At 72.5% G+C, this 16,890-nt stretch carries 11 protein-coding genes and 1 pseudogene; 10 read left to right on the forward strand and 2 right to left on the reverse strand.

The genetic code is table 11. The features are described from left to right. Positions 1 to 57: 57 nt before the first annotated feature. Positions 58 to 1,263 carry a trypsin-like serine peptidase gene (locus FNX44_RS12470; RefSeq protein ID WP_143648128.1) on the reverse strand — a complete coding sequence of 402 codons (1,206 nt, stop codon included), beginning with the start codon at positions 1,261 to 1,263 and terminating at the stop codon, positions 58 to 60. A gap of 302 nt (positions 1,264 to 1,565) precedes the next feature. Here FNX44_RS12470 and FNX44_RS12475 point away from each other — a divergent pair, with 302 nt between their 5' ends. The 4 genes from FNX44_RS12475 to FNX44_RS12490 all read left to right on the forward strand — a co-directional run bounded on the left by FNX44_RS12475 (position 1,566) and on the right by FNX44_RS12490 (position 8,387). Next, entirely contained in the window at positions 1,566 to 3,569 is a 2,004-nt protein-coding gene (locus FNX44_RS12475) for an IucA/IucC family protein (protein WP_143648129.1), read from the forward strand. Between the two features lie 97 nt (positions 3,570 to 3,666). After that, positions 3,667 to 4,371 carry a GNAT family N-acetyltransferase gene (locus FNX44_RS12480; protein ID WP_143648130.1) on the forward strand — a complete coding sequence of 235 codons (705 nt, stop codon included), beginning with the start codon at positions 3,667 to 3,669 and terminating at the stop codon, positions 4,369 to 4,371. Positions 4,372 to 4,443: 72 nt separating this feature from the next. Then, a complete protein-coding gene (locus tag FNX44_RS12485; RefSeq protein WP_143648131.1) occupies positions 4,444 to 6,183 on the forward strand; it encodes an IucA/IucC family protein in 1,740 nt (579 codons plus the stop codon). A 203-nt stretch (positions 6,184 to 6,386) separates the two neighbouring features. Further along, the gene (locus FNX44_RS12490; RefSeq protein ID WP_143648132.1) at positions 6,387 to 8,387 is read left to right on the forward strand and encodes an ATP-dependent DNA helicase; all 2,001 of its coding nucleotides are present in this window, start codon (positions 6,387 to 6,389) and stop codon (positions 8,385 to 8,387) included. A 148-nt stretch (positions 8,388 to 8,535) separates the two neighbouring features. On the opposite strand, the pseudogene lexA reads toward FNX44_RS12490, so the two are convergent. Then, positions 8,536 to 9,210: pseudogene (gene lexA, locus FNX44_RS12495) on the reverse strand (transcriptional repressor LexA); the annotation flags it as partial. A gap of 630 nt (positions 9,211 to 9,840) precedes the next feature. Here lexA and nrdR point away from each other — a divergent pair. The 6 genes from nrdR to rnhB all read left to right on the forward strand — a co-directional run bounded on the left by nrdR (position 9,841) and on the right by rnhB (position 16,768). Beyond that, the gene (gene nrdR / locus FNX44_RS12500) at positions 9,841 to 10,398 is read left to right on the forward strand and encodes a transcriptional regulator NrdR (RefSeq protein ID WP_143648134.1); all 558 of its coding nucleotides are present in this window, start codon (positions 9,841 to 9,843) and stop codon (positions 10,396 to 10,398) included. 117 nt (positions 10,399 to 10,515) lie between these two features. Continuing rightward, entirely contained in the window at positions 10,516 to 13,377 is a 2,862-nt protein-coding gene (locus tag FNX44_RS12505) for a vitamin B12-dependent ribonucleotide reductase (protein WP_143648135.1), read from the forward strand. 240 nt (positions 13,378 to 13,617) lie between these two features. Beyond that, a complete protein-coding gene (locus tag FNX44_RS12510; protein WP_143648136.1) occupies positions 13,618 to 14,247 on the forward strand; it encodes a YdbC family protein in 630 nt (209 codons plus the stop codon). A gap of 31 nt (positions 14,248 to 14,278) precedes the next feature. Next, the gene (locus FNX44_RS12515; RefSeq protein WP_143648137.1) at positions 14,279 to 14,935 is read left to right on the forward strand and encodes a histidine phosphatase family protein; all 657 of its coding nucleotides are present in this window, start codon (positions 14,279 to 14,281) and stop codon (positions 14,933 to 14,935) included. A gap of 92 nt (positions 14,936 to 15,027) precedes the next feature. Then, complete coding sequence (locus FNX44_RS12520) at positions 15,028 to 15,948, forward strand: ADP-ribosylglycohydrolase family protein (protein ID WP_143648138.1); 921 nt, start codon at positions 15,028 to 15,030, stop codon at positions 15,946 to 15,948. A 10-nt stretch (positions 15,949 to 15,958) separates the two neighbouring features. Next, positions 15,959 to 16,768, forward strand: a complete 810-nt coding sequence (gene rnhB, locus FNX44_RS12525; RefSeq protein ID WP_143648139.1) for a ribonuclease HII — start codon at positions 15,959 to 15,961, stop codon at positions 16,766 to 16,768. The last annotated feature ends 122 nt before the right edge of the window (positions 16,769 to 16,890 follow it).

The raw sequence follows: 16,890 nt of genomic DNA on the forward strand, positions 1-16,890 counted from the left end.
GGTGGGGACGTGCGCCGGGGGCGGGCCCGGTCGTCCCGGGCCCGCCCCCGGGCGGTGTCACTTGGTGATCTCGTCGAAGACCTTCTTGGCGTCCGCGCCCAGCCGGGGTCCGGCCAGCCACGTCGCGGTGACCGAGCCGATCGAGGTGACCGAGTACAGCTCGTCCTCACCGCCGGATCCCCTGGCGAGCCAGCCGCCGCCGGAGGAACCGCCGGTCATCGTGCAGCCGATGCGGTACATCGTGGGCTGCTCCGGGTCGATGGTCAGCCGGGTCGGCTTGCTGGTGCAGCTGTTCATCTTGCTGCCGTCGAACGGCGGGGCGGCCGGGTAGCCGCGCGCCGTCAGGTCCGACATGCCCGCCACCTTCGGCAGCTCGAAGTTGACCTTCACCGCGGCGCCGACCGTCTCCTCGAGCGACTTGCCGCCGCCGTTCTCGGCCTTCACCCGCAGCATCGCGAAGTCCTGCTGAGCGCCGATACCGCCGCGCTCCTGGCCGGTGGTGCGCCAGTAGTCGGTGGTGTACGCCTTCTGCGCCCACCACACGCCGTGCGGGAGGACGTCCTGCTTCGGGGCCTTCTCCAGCTGGGAGTCCGGCAGTCCCTTGGAGTTGTAGCCGGGGACGAAGACGACGTTGCGGAACCAGCCCTTGCCCTTGCCGCCGTGCACGCAGTGCCCGGCGGTGGCGACCAGGTTGGACTTGCCCGGGTTCTTCGGGTCCTTGACCGCGGTGGCCGAGCAGACCATCTGGCCCTTGGGGGTGTCCATGAAGACCTTGCCGTGTGCCGGCGCGGTGCTGGTGTAGGGCGTGGCCACCGGCTTGGCGGACACGACCGGCGGGGTGGGGTCGGTGACGCCCTCGTCCTCGCCCGAGCCGTCGCCGGCCGGCTCGTCGTCGATCTCGTCCTCGTCGACGTCCCGCTCGGGCTCCTCGGCGTCGCCCATCCGCTCGCGGTCCCAGAGGTCCTCGATGATCGGGTTGATGAACTCCTTGGCGTCCTTCAGCCAGCCCTCGGGGTCCCAGTCGTTCCAGGCCCCTTCCTTCCACTTCTTCAGGTCGTCCAGGGAGAAGGGGAGGTCCTTCGGGAGTTCCAGCTTGTCGAGGGCGCTCTTGTCCAGCTCCGGCGCGGACAGCGTGGGCTTGGGGTCGCCGCCGGCCTCGTCGTCACCGGGACCGCAGGCGGTGGCGGTGACCGCGAGCGCGGCGACGACGGCGGCGGCCGACACGACCGACCGACGTCGTGTTCCGCTACGGAATGCTGACATGGATGAACTCCCCCTGATGTGGATCAATTTGCCCTGTACTTGTCATGCACCGCGCCGAGCGGGGCTTCCCCCACTATGCCGGTGCCGCCTACGACGGCGGCGGGCGGGTCCTCGGTTCCCACGGTGGCGCGCCGACGTGCGGCACCGCCGTCATGGGCGCGGGGGCGCGTCGAAGCGCGCCGTCGCGCCGTCGGACGCACCCGTGCGCCCGACGCGACGTCAGCACGGCCGTGTTCCCCCGACCTTCCCGTCGTTAGCCGGTGCGGAGCCCGCATGGGCACCGAGCCAGGAGGTAGGTCGCAGTGAGCGCAGAAGCCGACGCGGAAGCCACCCGGACAGCGGAAGCCACCCGGACAAGCGCCGGGGAACCGGCCGCACACACCGACGCACCGGCCGGCGTACCCCGTCAGCGCGTCCTCCCCGCCACCCGGCCCGCCGACGCCGGCCCCCGGCCGAAGGACGACCACCGCTCGCAGGACCCGCTCGACCACCCGGACGCCCACACCGCCGCCGACGCCGCCACCACCGAGGCGCTGCTGCGCTGCTGGGTCCGCGAACGCGGCCTCGCCCCCGACCCCGGCACGCCGGACACCCTGCTGCTCGACTCCGCCACCGGCGGTCCGGCCGTCAAGGTCCCCGTCCGCTACTGGTCACCGACCGGCTGGCACCGCTTCGGAGCGCCGACGTTCGCCGACGCGGACCCGGCCGAGCCGCCGCTGGACGCCGTCACCCTCGCCGCGCTGCTCGGCCGCCTGGCCCGCCACCACACCGGCGACGACCGCACCCGGGACACCGAACCCGCCGTCCCGGCCACGCCGTCGGGCGACAGGCCGGACCCCGCCACCGACCTGGCAGACCGCGTCGACCTGGTGGCACGCGTCGCCGACTCGCTGCGCCACACCGCGCTGTTCCTCACCGAACGCCGCGCCGACCCGGGCCCGTCACCGGGCGCCGACCCCTTCCTCGCCGCCGAACAGTCCCTGCTGCTCGGCCACCCGCTGCACCCGGCGCCGAAAAGCCGCACCGGCCTCTCCGACGGCGAGACGGCACGCTACTCGCCCGAACTCCACGGCTCCTTCCGGCTGCACTGGTTCGCCGTCGACCACCGGGCGCTGGCCGCCGACTCGGCCTGGCACCGCGGCGGGAGGGCCGTACCGGCCGAGCGGCTCACCGCAGAACTCGCCGGCGACCTCTCCGGCCTCCCCGAGGGCAGCGCCCCGCTGCCGCTGCACCCGTGGCAGGCCCGGGAGGCGCGGCACCGCCCCGAGATCGCGGCGCTCTTCGACAAGGGGCTGCTCCACGACCTCGGCCCGCGCGGCGACGCCCACTGGCACCCCACCTCCTCCGTCCGCACGGTCTACCGGCCCGGCGCACCCGCCATGCTCAAGCTGTCGCTCTCGCTGCGCATCACCAACTCCCGCCGGGAGAACCTGCGCAAGGAACTGCTGCGCGGCGTGGAAGTGCACCGGCTGCTGCGCGCCGGGCTGGCCGAGGAGTGGCGGGCGGCCCTTCCCACCGGCGCGGACTTCGACATCGTGCGCGACCCGGCGTGGATCGGTGTCGACGACCAGGACGGCCGCCCCCTGCCGGGCCTCGACACCGTCCTGCGGCACAACCCCTTCGGGCCCGACGACCACGCCGTCTGCCTCGCCGCGCTCACCTCGCCCAGGCCTTGGCCGCAGGACCCCGCACGCCTCCGCTCCCACCTCGCCCGCCTGGTGGAACGGCTGGCCGCCCGGACAGGACGGCCCCAGGCCGCCGTCGCCGCCGAGTGGTTCCTGCGCTATCTCGGCGCGGTGATCGCGCCGCTGCTGCGGCTCGACGCGGTAGCCGGCGTGGCGCTGGAGGCCCACCAGCAGAACACCCTCGTCCTCCTCGACGAGGCCGGCTGGCCCCGCGGCGGACGCTACCGCGACAACCAGGGCTACTACTTCCGGGCCTCCCACCGCGAGCGGCTGGAACGCCGCCTGCCCGGCCTCGGCGAGGCCAGCGACAGCTTCGTCAGCGACGCCGTCGTGGACGAACGCTTCACCTACTACCTGCTCGTCAACAACGTCCTCGGACTCGTCGGCGCCTTCGGTTCCGCCCAGCTCGCCGACGAACGGCTGCTGCTCGCCGCTCTGCGGTCCTTCCTGACCACCGAGGCCGGCGGTGGCGCCTCACCCGTGACCGACCACCTGCTGTACGCGCCGTCGCTGCGCTGCAAGGCCAACCTGCTCACCCGCCTGCACGGCCTGGACGAGCTGGTCGGACCGGTGGACACCCAGTCCGTGTACGTGACGATCGCCAACCCGCTCCACCGGTGACCCGCGGCCGGCCCCCCGACGACCGAGCAGGTCGACGCGGCGGCCCGGACCGCGAAGCAGCGAGTCAACAGGCCGTCGAGGCCGGGAAGGCACCGCCATGACGTTCACCGACCACCACAGGGAACGCCGCCCCTCCGGCGGCGACGACACCCTGGAGGTCGAACTACCGCCGGAACTGCTCGCCCCGCCCCGCGCGCACCCCGCCCCGCGCACCGCCCTCACCAGCCCGCCCGACCTGCTCGACGGCGTCGCCGACTGGCCGCACGTCCACACCCCCGTCGGTGTCCTCCGCCTCGAACCCGTCCGGCCCGGCCGGGACCTGCCGCTGCTCGTCGAGTGGATGAACGACCCGGCGGTCGCCGAGTACTGGGAGCTGGCCGGCCCCGAGCAGGTCACCGCCGACCACCTCGCGGCGCAGCTGACCGGCGACGGCCGCAGCGTCCCGTGCCTGGGTGTGCTGGACGGCGCGCCGATGAGCTACTGGGAGCTGTACCGGGCCGATCTCGACCCGCTCGCCCGCAGCTTCCCCGTACGGCCGCACGACACCGGGATCCATCTGCTGCTCGGCCCGCCGGACCGCCGGGGCCGGGGCCTGGGAACCGCCCTGCTGCGCGCGGTCGCCGACCTCGTCCTCGACCAACGCCCGGACTGCCGCCGTGTGTTGGCCGAACCCGACATCCGGAACGTGCCCTCCGTCGCGGCGTTCCTCGCCGCCGGCTTCCGGCTCACCGCCGAGATCGACCTTCCCGACAAGCGTGCCGCCCTCGTCGTCTACGACCGGGCGCTGCGCTGCCTCCGCTGACCCGGGCACGCCCCTTCCGTCACCACGCGACCCCGACCGGGCCGCGCCACGACACCCACAGAGGAGACCGAGTTGCGCCCTACCCCCGCCGACTGGCGACTCGCCTGCCGACAACTCCTGGCCAAGCTGTTCGCCGAACTCGCCTACGAGGGCGTCATCACTCCGACGCACACCGGCGGCGGCGACTACGAACTGCCCGTGCCCGGCGGCCCCCACTACCGCTTCCGCGCCACCCGGGGCGCCTACGGACACTGGCGAATAGCCCCCGAGAGCCTCACCCCCGCCACCGACCCGCTGGAGTTCCTCACCCTCGCGCACGACAGCCTGCTCGGCATGGCCGGCGACACCACCGGCCATCTGCTGCGCGAACTGACCGCCACCCTCAGCGCCGACGTCCACCTGAGCTCCCGAGCGCTGTCCGCCGCCGACCTCGCCGACCTCGACTACGCCGAACTCGAGGGCCATCAGACCGGCCACCCCTGGCTCGTCGCCAACAAGGGCCGCCTCGGCTTCTCCGCCACCGACGCCACCCGTTACGCGCCCGAGGCCCGCACCGCCCACCGGCTGCCCTGGCTGGCCGCCCACCGCGAGATCGCCGCCTACCGGGCCGTGCCCGCACTGGCCGACCCGGACACGCTGTACCGCACCGAACTCGACGCCCCGGTGCGCGCAGCCTTCGCCGAAACGGTCCGCGACGCCGGCCGCGACCCCGACGACTACCTGTGGCTTCCCGTGCACCCCTGGCAGTGGGACGAGACGATCAGCACCCTGTTCGCCCCGCAGCTCGCCGAGGGGCTGCTGCTCCCGCTGCCGGCGGACGACGACCTGCGGCTGCCCCAGCAGTCGATCCGCACCCTGCTCAACGTCAGCAGACCGCGACGGCGCACCGTCAAGCTGCCGCTGTCCGTGCTCAACACCCTCGTGTGGCGAGGCCTGCCGACCGAACGCACCCTCGCCGCGCCCGCCGTCACCGGCTGGATCCACCACGTGCGCGACAACGACCCCTTCCTCCGCGAGGACACCCGGGTCGTCCTGCTCGGCGAGACCGCGTCGGTGACCGTCCGGCACCCGTACTACGACCGGCTGCCCGGCGTGCCCTACCAGTACCGCGAACTGCTCGGCTGCATCTGGCGGGAGCCCGTCGGCGGTTACCTCGACGGCGGCGAACGCGCCCGTACGCTCGCCGCGCTGCTCCAGACCGACCCGCAAGGGCGGGCCCTCACCGCCGAACTGGTGCACCGCTCCGCACTGCCCGCCCGGGTGTGGCTCGGCCATCTGATGGAGGCCCTGCTGCCGCCGCTGCTGCACTTCCTCTACCGCTACGGCACCGTCTTCTCGCCGCACGGGGAGAACGTCATCGTCGTCTTCGACGAACAGGACGTGCCCGTCCGGCTCGCCGTGAAGGACTTCGTCGACGACGTCAACCTCAGCGCCACACCGCTGCCCGAACACGCCGACCTGCCGCCCGACGTCCGGGAGGTGCTGCTCACCGAACCGGCGGACTTCCTGCCGCAGTTCATCCACTCCGGGCTGTTCGTCGGAGTGTTCCGCTATCTGGCGCCGCTGTGCGCCGAGCAGTTGGGCGTGCCGGAGCGGGAGTTCTGGTCGCTGGTGCGCGAGACCGTACTGCGCCACCAGCGGCGCTTCCCCGAGCTGAAGCCGCGCTACGAACTGTTCGACCTGCTCACCCCGCGCATCGGACGGCTGTGCCTGAACCGCAACCGGCTGCACGCCGACGGCTACCGGGACCGGCCGGGACGCCCGCACGCGGTCGTCGACGGCTCGGTGCCGAACCCGCTGCACCTGCCGTGAGCCGGACCGCGCCCGCTGTCCTGGGCCCGGTACCCGGGCCGGCGGCGCCTGGGCCGGTGGCGACTGGGGCGGTGGCGACTGGGCCGGTGGCGACTGGGGCGGCGGCGCCCGGACCGGTGGCGCCTGGGCCGGTGGCGTGATCCGAGCGGGCGTCCGGTGACCGGGCGGTGGGTGTCGGTGGCGGCGCGTAAGGTTGCTTCCCTATGAGCACAACACCCGGCAGACCAGACCTGACCGACCTCCTCCAGGCCGCCGTCGCCTCGGTCGGCGGCACCGAACGGCCCGGCCAGGTCGCCATGGCGGAGGCCGTGGCCGAGGCGGTCGAGGAGGGCAGCCACCGGCTCATCCAGGCCGGTACCGGCACCGGTAAGTCCCTGGGCTATCTGGTGCCGGCGCTGGCGCAGGGCGAGCGCGTCGTGGTCGCCACGGCGACGCTCGCCCTTCAGCGCCAGCTCGTCGAGCGCGACCTGCCCCGGGCCGTGGAGGCGCTGCATCCGCTGCTGCGCCGCCGGGCCGCGTTCGCGATGCTCAAGGGGCGGTCCAACTACCTGTGCCTGCACCGGCTGCACGAGGGGGCGCCGCAGGAGGACGAGCCGAGCCTCTTCGACCCCTACGAGGCCGCCGCGAGGGCCGCCTCGGGACCCTCCAGCAAGCTCGGCAAGGACCTGCTGCGGCTGCGGGACTGGGCGGACGAGACGGAGACGGGGGACCGCGACGACCTCACCCCCGGGGTGTCGGACCGCGCCTGGGGGCAGGTCTCGGTGTCCTCCCGGGAGTGCCTGGGTGCCTCCAAGTGCGCCTACGGCGCCGAGTGCTTCGCGGAGGCCGCGCGCGAGCGGGCCAAGCTGGCCGAGGTGATCGTCACCAACCACGCGCTGCTGGCGATCGACGCGATCGAGGGCGCCCCGGTGCTGCCGCCGCACGAGGTCCTGATCGTCGACGAGGCGCACGAGCTGGTCTCCCGGGTCACCGGGGTGGCGACCGGAGAGCTGACCCCGCACGGCGTCACCCGGGCGGTGCGGCGAGCCGCCAAGCTGGTCGACGAGAAGATCGCCGACCGGCTGCAGAACGCCGCCGACGGCTTCGAGGCGCTGATGGAACTGGCGCTGCCCGGGCGTCTGGAGGAGATCCCGGAGGATCTCGCCCATGTGCTCGCCCTGCTGAGGGACGCCGCCCGGGCGACGATCACCGCGCTCGGCGACACCAAGGACCGGTCGGTGGCCGACGAGGACGCAGTGCGGAAGCAGGCGCTGGCCTCCGTGGAGAACGTCCACGACGTGGCCGAGCGGGTGGCCGCGGCGTCCGAGTACGACGTCGTCTGGTACGAGCGCGACGACCGCCGGGGCGCCTCGTTGCGGGTCGCCCCGCTGTCGGTGTCCGGCCTGCTGCGGGAGAAGCTGTTCCACGAGCGCTCGGTGGTCCTCACGTCCGCGACGCTCAAACTGGGCGGCGACTTCAACGGCGTGGGCGCCTCGCTCGGGCTCGGCCCGGAGGGTCAGGACGACGGGGAGCTGCCGCCGTGGCGCGGCCTCGACGTCGGTTCGCCGTTCGACTACCGCAAGCAGGGCATCCTCTACGTCGCCCGGCATCTGTCCCCGCCCGGCCGCGAGGGCAGCCGGAGCGACATGCTGGCGGAGCTGGCCGAGCTGGTGGAGGCCGCCGGCGGGCGCACGCTCGGGCTGTTCTCCTCGATGCGGGCCGCCCAGGCGGCCGCCGAGGAGCTGCGCGGCCGCCTGGACCTGCCCGTGCTACTGCAGGGGGAGGAGACGCTGGGCGAGCTGATCCGGCGCTTCGCGGCCGACGACCGTACGTGCCTGTTCGGCACGCTGTCGCTCTGGCAGGGAGTGGACGTGCCGGGCCCGAGCTGTCAGCTCGTGGTGATGGACCGCGTGCCCTTCCCGCGCCCGGACGACCCGCTCACCAGCGCACGGCAGAAGGCCGTGGAGGAGGCCGGCGGCAACGGGTTCATGGCGGTGGCCGCGACGCATGCCGCGCTGCTGATGGCGCAGGGCGCCGGGCGGCTGATCCGGGCCTCGGGCGACCGGGGCGTGGTGGCCGTGCTCGATCCCCGTCTCGCCACCGCCCGCTACGGCGGGTTCCTGCGGGCCTCGATGCCGGACTTCTGGTACACCACGGACCGCAACCAGGTGCGCCGCTCACTGGCGGCGATCGACGAGGCCGCCCGCAAGGCGGCGACCGACTGACGCTGTGCGCGCCTGCGTGAAGGCGGGCCCCGGGGAAGGCGCAGAAGGACCCCGGGGCCCGGTCCGGCGGTAGGGAGGACCGCACGTGACAAGCGGCGGCTGTGCCGGCCGCCGCCGTACGCCGGCCGGCGGCTCGGGAGCTGGCCGCTCAGACCCGGCGCATGACGGCGACGACCTTGCCCAGGATGGTGGCGTCGTCACCGGGGATCGGCTGGTAGGCCGCGTTGTGCGGGAGCAGCCACACATGGCCGTCCTCCCGCTTGAAGCGCTTGACGGTGGCCTCGCCGTCGAGCATGGCGGCGACGATGTCGCCGTTCTCGGCGACCGGCTGGCGGCGCACGGTGACCCAGTCGCCGTCGCAGATGGCCGCCTCGATCATCGAGTCGCCGACGACCTTGAGGACAAAAAGCTCGCCGTCGCCCACGAGTTGGCGGGGGAGCGGGAAGACGTCCTCGACGGACTCCTCGGCCAGGATGGGACCGCCGGCGGCGATCCGGCCGACCAGCGGCACGTACGACGCGGCGGGCTTGCCGGCCGTCTCCGTGGCCGTCTGGGTGCTCGTCGGCGTCTCGGAGCCGCGCACCTCGTAGGCCCGGGGCCGGTGGGGGTCGCGGCGCAGGAAGCCCTTGCGCTCCAGGGCCATCAGCTGGTGGGCCACGGAGGAGGTGCTGGACAGGCCGACGGCCTGGCCGATCTCCCGCATGGACGGCGGGTAGCCGCGGCGCTGTACGGAGTCGCGGATCACCTCGATGACGCGGCGCTGCCGGTCGGTGAGGCCGCTGCTGTCCGCGCGGATGCCGGGGGGGCGGCCCGGCAGGGCCCGGCCCGGCTTGCCGGGCGCGGTCTCGGTCGGAACGGGCGAACCGGGTGCGCGACCGAGCCGGGGTGGCTCCGCCGGCCTCCCGGAACGGTCGAGACGCTGTTGCGCGGCGATGCTTGCGCTGTCTGCGGTGGTGGTCACGTCGGCCCCTCTCAAACGGTTCTCCCTACGGGCAACGGTAGTTGCTTTCGAAAGGTTGCGCCAAACACACGTTCGAGTGAAATGTGCGGGTTCGCCTGCCGGTCGCGGCCCGCGCGGTGTATGCGCGGCGTCGGTCTCTCGGGGTGCGGTGCGTGCTCGGCGGGGCCGCCGGCGGGGTGCCCGGCAGCGGCGCGGACTCGCCGCTGCCCGGTGCCTCCCGGACGCCGGTGCCCGGGGTCGCCTGGGGTACTCTCTCGTACGTTCCGGGCCGGGCGGCGCGGCGACACGCGAAACCGCGAAACCGCGTGTTTGCTCCAGTCGCCCCCAGATCTAGTGGTTACATAGCTCCCGGCCACCTACAGGTTGTGTCCCCGCGTGCTCTTCGGCGGTGGGGATCGCCTATGCTGGGGGCTGGTTCCGACCGCTGGGCGACCGGCCTTCGGAGCCGTCGGATCATGCTGCGCCATCGAGGGTGAGAGAGGGTGGGACGCGATGCACTGTCCCTTCTGCCGACACCCCGACAGCCGCGTCGTCGACAGCAGGACCACCGATGACGGCACCGCGATCCGCCGTCGCCGTCAGTGCCCGCACTGCTCCCGTCGGTTCACGACACTGGAGAACGCGTCACTGACGGTGATCAAGCGGAGTGGCGTCACCGAGCCCTTCAGCCGGGACAAGGTGATCGCCGGAGTGCGCAAGGCATGCCAGGGACGCCCGGTCACCGAGGACGCCCTCGCCCAACTCGGCCAGCGGGTCGAGGAGGCGGTGCGCTCCACCGGCAGTGCCGAGCTGTCCACACATGACGTCGGCCTCGCCATACTCGGCCCCCTGCGGGAGCTGGACGTGGTGGCCTACCTGCGGTTCGCGTCCGTCTACCGGGCGTTCGACTCGCTGGAGGACTTCGAGGCCGCGATCGAGGAGTTGCGGACGGTTTCCCCGTCCGCCCGGGCGGACGGGGAAACCGCGCGGACCGGCGGGGCCGGTTCCGATCAGGACCCCGCGACCGCCACCGCCGCCGCGCGTCGGCCGCAGTCCAGCGCTGCCGGCTGACGGCGCGCGCACGCGCGAGAGGACCGGCCCGCGCTGACGCGGCCGGCGACCAGACAGTAACCGTGAACCGGGAAGTACCGGGGCACATCGGGCGTTATGCCCGCACAGGGAGGCGGAATGACTGAGACGACGAGCGGCCCGGCGCGGAGTTCCCGTGCCAAGGGCGGCAAGGCGAACAAGGGGCTGCGCATCGAGCGCATCCACACCACTCCCGGCGTGCATCCGTACGACGAGGTCGTCTGGGAGCGGCGCGACGTCGTCATGACGAACTGGCGCGACGGCTCGGTCAACTTCGAGCAGCGCGGCGTGGAGTTCCCCGACTTCTGGTCGGTGAACGCCGCGAACATCGTCACCAGCAAGTACTTCCGCGGCGCCCTGGGCACCGAGCAGCGGGAGACGAGCCTCAGGCAGCTCATCGACCGCGTCGTGAAGACGTACCGCAAGGCCGGTGAGGAGCACGGGTACTTCGCGTCGCCCGCCGACGCCGAGATCTTCGAGCACGAGCTGGCCTACGCCGTGCTGCACCAGATCTTCGCGTTCAACTCCCCGGTGTGGTTCAACGTCGGCACCAAGCAGCCCCAGCAGGTCTCGGCCTGCTTCATCCTGTCCGTGGACGACTCCATGGAGTCCATCCTCGACTGGTACAAGGAAGAGGGGATGATCTTCAAGGGCGGCTCCGGGGCCGGCCTGAACCTCTCCCGCATCCGCTCCTCCAAGGAACTGCTCTCCTCCGGCGGCAACGCCTCGGGGCCGGTCTCCTTCATGCGCGGCGCAGACGCCTCCGCCGGCACGATCAAGTCCGGCGGCGCCACCCGCCGCGCGGCCAAGATGGTCGTCCTCGACGTCGACCACCCGGACATCGAGGCCTTCATCGAGACGAAGGTCAAGGAGGAGGAGAAGATCCGCGCGCTGCGCGACGCGGGCTTCGACATGGACCTCGGCGGTGACGACATCACCTCCGTCCAGTACCAGAACGCCAACAACTCCGTCCGGGTCAACGACGCCTTCATGAAGGCCGTCGAGTCCGGCGGGAAGTTCCCGCTGCGCGGCCGGCTCACCGGCGAGACGATCGAGGAGGTCGACGCCCGGGCGCTGTTCCGCAAGATGGCCGAGGCCGCCCACGCCTGCGCCGACCCCGGCATCCAGTACGACGACACCATCAACCACTGGCACACCTCGCCGGAGACGGGCCGCATCACCGCCTCCAACCCGTGCAGCGAGTACATGCACCTGGACAACTCCTCGTGCAACCTCGCCTCGCTGAACCTCATGAAGTTCCTGCGGGACGACAACGAGGGCAACCAGTCGTTCGACGCCGAGCGCTTCGCCAAGGTCGTCGAGCTGGTCATCACCGCGATGGACATCTCCATCTGCTTCGCCGACTTCCCCACCGAGAAGATCGGCGAGACCACCCGCGCCTTCCGCCAGCTCGGCATCGGCTACGCCAACCTCGGCGCGCTGCTGATGGCCACCGGCCACGCCTACGACTCCGACGGCGGCCGGGCGCTCGCCGGTGCCATCACCTCACTGATGACCGGCACCTCCTACCGCCGCTCCGCGGAGCTGGCCGGTGTCGTCGGCCCCTACGACGGCTACGCCCGCAACGCCGAGGCGCACAACCGCGTCATGCGCCAGCACGCCGACGCCAACGACGCCGCGACCCGGATGGACGACCTGGACACCCCCGTCTGGGCCGCCGCCACCGAGTCCTGGCAGGACGTACTGCGGCTCGGCAAGAAGAACGGCTACCGCAACGCGCAGGCCAGCGTGCTCGCGCCCACCGGCACCATCGGCCTGATGATGGACTGCGACACCACCGGCGTCGAGCCCGACCTCGCGCTGGTGAAGTTCAAGAAGCTGGTCGGCGGCGGCTCGATGCAGATCGTCAACAACACCGTGCCCAAGGCGCTCAAGCGACTGGGCTACCAGTCCGAGCAGGTCGAGGCGATCGTCGCGCACATCGCCGACCACGGCAACGTCGTCGACGCACCCGGCCTCAAGCCCGAGCACTACGAGGTCTTCGACTGCGCCATGGGCGAGCGCTCCATCTCCCCGATGGGCCACGTCCGGATGATGGCCGCCGCCCAGCCCTTCCTCAGCGGCGCGATCAGCAAGACCGTCAACATGCCCAGCTCCAGCACCGTCGAGGACGTCGAGGAGATCTACCTCCAGGGCTGGAAGCTCGGCACCAAGGCGCTCGCCGTCTACGTCGAGAACAGCAAGGTCGGCCAGCCGCTCTCCGCCAAGAAGAAGGACGAGGAGAGCAAGGCCGCTACCGCTACCGCTCCCGCCGAGCAGGCGCCGGAGAAGACGGTCGAGTACCGCCCGGTCCGCAAGCGGCTCCCCAAGGGCCGCCCCGGCATCACCACCTCCTTCACGGTCGGCGGCGCCGAGGGCTACATGACCGCCAACTCCTACCCGGACGACGGCCTCGGCGAGGTCTTCCTGAAGATGTCCAAGCAGGGCTCCACCCTCGCGGGCATGATGGACGCCTTCTCCATCGCCGTCTCCGTCGGCCTCCAGTACGGCGTTCCGCTGGAGACGTACGTCTCGAAGTTCACCAACATGCGCTTCGAGCCGGCCGGTATGACCGACGACCCGGACGTGCGGATGGCGCAGTCCATCGTGGACTACATCTTCCGCCGACTGGCGCTGGACTTCCTCCCCTTCGAGACCCGTTCCGCACTCGGCATCCACTCGGCCGCCGAGCGTGAGCGGCACCTGGAGACCGGCTCCTACGAGCCGGACGAGGACGTCGACGTGGAGGGTCTGGCGCAGTCCGCGCCGCGCCAGAGTGAGAAGCCGGCCGCCGCCCCCGCCGCGGCGCCCTCGCAGGCACACAACTCCACCGAGCTGGCGGAGATGCAGCTCGGGCTGAGCGCGGACGCCCCGCTGTGCTTCTCCTGCGGCACCAAGATGCGCCGCGCCGGCAGCTGCTACCTCTGCGAAGGCTGCGGCTCCACCAGCGGTTGCAGCTGACGCACGGCCTGATCAGGGCACGGCCCACGCCCGGAGGGGCGGCGACCCACGGCGGTCGCCGCCCCTCCGGCGCGCCCTGCCCCACGCCGAGCGCGGGCGGTCGGCGTGGGCGGCGCGGCTCGGTGTCGGTCGGTCGGCGTCGCTCGGTCGGCGTCGCACGGCGTTGGTCGGCGTCGGTCGGCGTCGGTCGGCGTCGGGAAGTAGGACGATCGGTGACCCGGATGGCCGTACCATGGCGCGGTGCTGGTCAAGTGGATGCGGTGTGTGGTGACCGACCGTCGCGGCTTCGAACGCGCGCAGCGGAAGTGGGCCGGGTTGCTCGGCGAACCCGGGTTCCGCGGGCAGGGCGGCGGCTGGAGCCGGTCCAGGCCCGGCACCGCCCACCTGTTCGGCTTCTGGGAGAGCCGTTCCTTCTACGACTCCTTCATGGCCCGCTCCCATGACCGCCTGCACGCCGCTCAGGTCGGCACCTACCGGGACCTGCGGGCGCTGCTCTTCGAGCACCGTTTCGACGTCAAGACCGGCTTCCGCCCCGAGTTCACCGGCGCCGACCTGCTGAGAGTGGCGCACTGCACCGTGCACCACGACCGCGTGGACAACTACACCCACATGCAGGAGAAGGTCTGGAACCCGGCGATGGCCGGCTCGCCGGGGATGCTGCGCGGACTGTTCGCCCAGGCGGCGAGCGAGGACGAGTTCCTGGTGCTGTCGATGTGGGACTCGCGGGCCGAACACGGCAAGTACCGCGTCGAGCGGCTCGAGCGCCTGGCGCTGCGCGCCCAGACCCTCGCCGACCTGGCCGCCGTGGACGGCGACGTCATCGACCTGGAGCCGGCATGGACGGTCGAGGCCAGGACCGGCCCGGTCTGACCGCCCGCATCGCCGCGGCTACGCTGGAGTCATGGCACGTCCACGTCGCATCGTCCTCCTGCGGCACGGGGAATCCGAGGGCAACGTCGACGACTCCGTCTACGAGCGCGTGCCCGACCACGCGCTGGCCCTCAGCGCCCGGGGCCGCAGTCAGGCCATCATGGCCGGTGAGCGGCTGCGGGAGCTTTTCGGCGGTGAACGGGTCTCCGCCTACGTCTCGCCCTACCGCCGCACCCTCCAGACGTACCGGATGCTCGGCCTGGACCCTTCCCTCGCCAGAGTGCGCGAGGAACCCCGGCTCCGCGAGCAGGACTGGGGAAACTGGCAGGACCGCGCCGACGTACGCCGCCAGAAGGCCGCCCGAGACGCTTACGGGCACTTCTTCTACCGGTTCGCCCAGGGCGAGTCCGGCGCCGACGTGTACGACCGGGTCGGCGCGTTCCTGGAGAGCCTGTGGCGCAGCTTCGAGTCCCCCGACCACCCGCCGAACGTCCTGCTGGTCACCCACGGACTCACCATGCGGCTGTTCTGCATGCGCTGGATGCACTGGAGTGTCGCCGAGTTCGAGTCCTTGTCGAACCCGGACAACGCGGAGACACGGGCGCTGCTCCTCGGTGTCGACGGTCGCTACCACCTCGACCGGCCCTTCGAGCGCTGGTGCCAGCCTGAGTCCTACGAGATGCTGTGATCGCCGGAACCATGCGCCCCCACCGGCCACCGGAGAACCCACCGCCCATCGACTGACCGATGTGGACAGCTCGGGATAGAGTTTCCGGCACGATGACCGTAGACCCCGTCCGTCACCGCCGAGCGATGGCGAGCCTGCGCGGGCTGTCCGTCGGGGACGCCCTGGGCTCGCAGTTCTTCGTGCCCACCAACTATCCGCTCCTCCACCGGCGCGAGGTGCCGCCCGGCTCCTGGCAGTGGACGGACGACACCGAGATGGCAGCGTCCGTCGTCGCCGTACTCGCCGAGCGGGGAGCCGTCCACCAGGACGAACTCGCCGCCTCCTTCGCCCGGCGGCACGACTTCGACCGGGGCTACGGGCCGGCCGTCAACCGCATGCTGCGGCAGATCCGGCAGGAAGGCGCCGACTGGCGCGAGCTGGCCTCCGCGCTCTTCGACGGACACGGCTCCTGGGGCAACGGGGCCGCCATGCGTGTCGCACCGCTCGGCGCCTGGTTCGCCGACGACGCCGAGCGCGCCGCGGCCGAGGCCGAGCGCTCGGCGTTTGTCACCCACCAGCACCGGGAGGCCGTGTGCGGCGCGATGGCGGTGGCCGCGGCGGCCGCCTTGCGTGCCGGGGTCCTGCGGTGGCGGGCGGAGGAGGGGCCGCGCCTGCTGGACGCGGTGGTGGAGCTGGTGCCCCGCAGCGCCGTCCAGGCCGGACTGCGTCGGGCCCGCGACATGCTCGACTACGGCGACGTCGCCACCGTGGCCGCCGTGCTGGGCTGCGGCCGGCGTACCAGCGCTCACGACACCGTGCCGTTCGCGCTGTGGGCCGCCGCCCGGCACGGCGGCGACTTCGCCGAAGCCGTCTGGGCGACCGCGACCGCCGGCGGCGACGTCGACACCACCTGCGCGATCGTCGGCGGAGTGCTCGCCTCCGGCCTCGACGGCCGACCGCCCGAGGAATGGGACCGCCGCACCGAACCACTGCCCGGGTGGGCCCCCGGTGAGGCGGCGACACCGGCCGAGTAGGCTGAGCGGTGTGCCGTACGACCCACCCACACATCGCGTCGAGCGGTCGCTGAGGGCGACTACCGGAGCGAAGGTCATCGCCGGTGTCGACGAGGTCGGCCGTGGCGCATGGGCCGGCCCCGTGACAGTCTGCGCCGCCGTGACCGGTCTGCGCCGACCACCGGAGGGTCTGACCGACTCCAAGCTCCTGACCGCCCGGCGGCGGGAGGAACTGGCCGAGGTGCTCGCCGACTGGGTCACCGCCCATGCCCTGGGCCACGCCGGGCCCGAGGAGATCGACGAGCTGGGCATGACGGCGGCACTGCGGCTGGCCGCCGTCCGCGCCCTGGAGGCGCTGCCGGTGCGACCCGACGCGGTGATCCTCGACGGCAAGCACGACTATCTCGGCGAGCCCTGGCGTGTGCGCACGGTGGTGAAGGGCGACATCAGCTGTGTCGCGGTGGCTGCGGCCTCCGTTCTCGCCAAGGTGCGCCGCGACGCCCTCATGGCCGAACTGGGCGCGGACCACGCCGAGTTCGGCTTTGACGCCAACGCGGGCTATCCTGCGCCCGTGCACAAGGCGGCCCTGGCCGAGCTGGGGCCGACGCCGCACCACCGACTGTCCTGGTCCTACCTGGACGCCCTGCCTCGGTGGCGGCATCTGAAGAAGGTCAGGCCGCTCGACCCGGCCGAGATCCCAGCGCCCCGTGGGGCAGCGGGTCGGCCGACGGCGACCGACGGCCAACTGGACTTCTTCTCCGCCGCCTCCGACGGAGACGGGGAGCCCGCCACGGGGGCCGTTTCCACGCAACCCGCCGATGCCCCGCGCCTCGGCGTTTGATAGACAACTCACCATGCCTCATAGCTCCGAGGAGCCCCAGATTCACCCGAGCGTTCCTGGCCCGCGCAAGCCCGCGGTTCCAGCCCGAACCCCGCAGTCAGCCCGTGCCGCCGCGCCGGGCC

Origin of the sequence: Streptomyces alkaliterrae (assembly GCF_007097205.2) — a bacterium.
Taxonomy (GTDB): Bacteria; Actinomycetota; Actinomycetes; order Streptomycetales; family Streptomycetaceae; genus Streptomyces; species Streptomyces alkaliterrae.

Bases quoted from the DNA above. Each gene is read 5' to 3' on its own strand.
- FNX44_RS12520 (WP_143648138.1), top strand. From the start codon at position 15,028: ATGACCGTAGACCCCGTCCGTCACCGCCGAGCGATGGCGAGCCTGCGC.
- FNX44_RS12490 (WP_143648132.1), top strand. From the start codon at position 6,387: ATGAGCACAACACCCGGCAGACCAGACCTGACCGACCTCCTCCAGGCC.
- FNX44_RS12515 (WP_143648137.1), top strand. From the start codon at position 14,279: ATGGCACGTCCACGTCGCATCGTCCTCCTGCGGCACGGGGAATCCGAG.
- FNX44_RS12480 (WP_143648130.1), top strand. From the start codon at position 3,667: ATGACGTTCACCGACCACCACAGGGAACGCCGCCCCTCCGGCGGCGAC.
- FNX44_RS12470 (WP_143648128.1), bottom strand. From the start codon at position 1,263: ATGTCAGCATTCCGTAGCGGAACACGACGTCGGTCGGTCGTGTCGGCC.
- FNX44_RS12505 (WP_143648135.1), top strand. From the start codon at position 10,516: ATGACTGAGACGACGAGCGGCCCGGCGCGGAGTTCCCGTGCCAAGGGC.
- nrdR (WP_143648134.1), top strand. From the start codon at position 9,841: ATGCACTGTCCCTTCTGCCGACACCCCGACAGCCGCGTCGTCGACAGC.